The organism is Chryseobacterium mucoviscidosis, assembly GCF_002177115.1.
In the GTDB taxonomy this organism is placed as follows: Bacteria; Bacteroidota; Bacteroidia; order Flavobacteriales; family Weeksellaceae; genus Chryseobacterium; species Chryseobacterium mucoviscidosis.
In genome coordinates, this window is the sequence record NZ_MVAG01000008.1 from 1 (window position 1) to 232 (window position 232).

Below are 232 nucleotides of genomic sequence, written 5' to 3' on the forward strand. Positions count from 1 at the left end.
CCGGTTTGTTGGTAATCACGATGGACTGATGATCCAGTCCCATTACTAAAAGTCCTGCGGTTTTGCCTTCTTTGGCGTCTTCGGGCGTTAATTTAACTTTTGTGGAAGCTGCGAAATTGGGAGCCGGAAATTTCTGAGTTAACAGATTCGGGCCGTTCCAAAGGTTGTTTTCCCTTTCGGGAGCTTTTATGGAGGATAATCTTAAAAGCTTCTGTCCGGGAAGTTTGGGGGC

1 protein-coding gene is annotated in these 232 nt (G+C 46.6%); it reads right to left on the minus strand.

Annotated elements, in window-relative coordinates:
- The coding region (locus tag B0E34_RS00030; protein WP_503327682.1) for a beta-xylosidase family glycoside hydrolase at positions 1-232 on the minus strand (232 nt) is incomplete at both ends.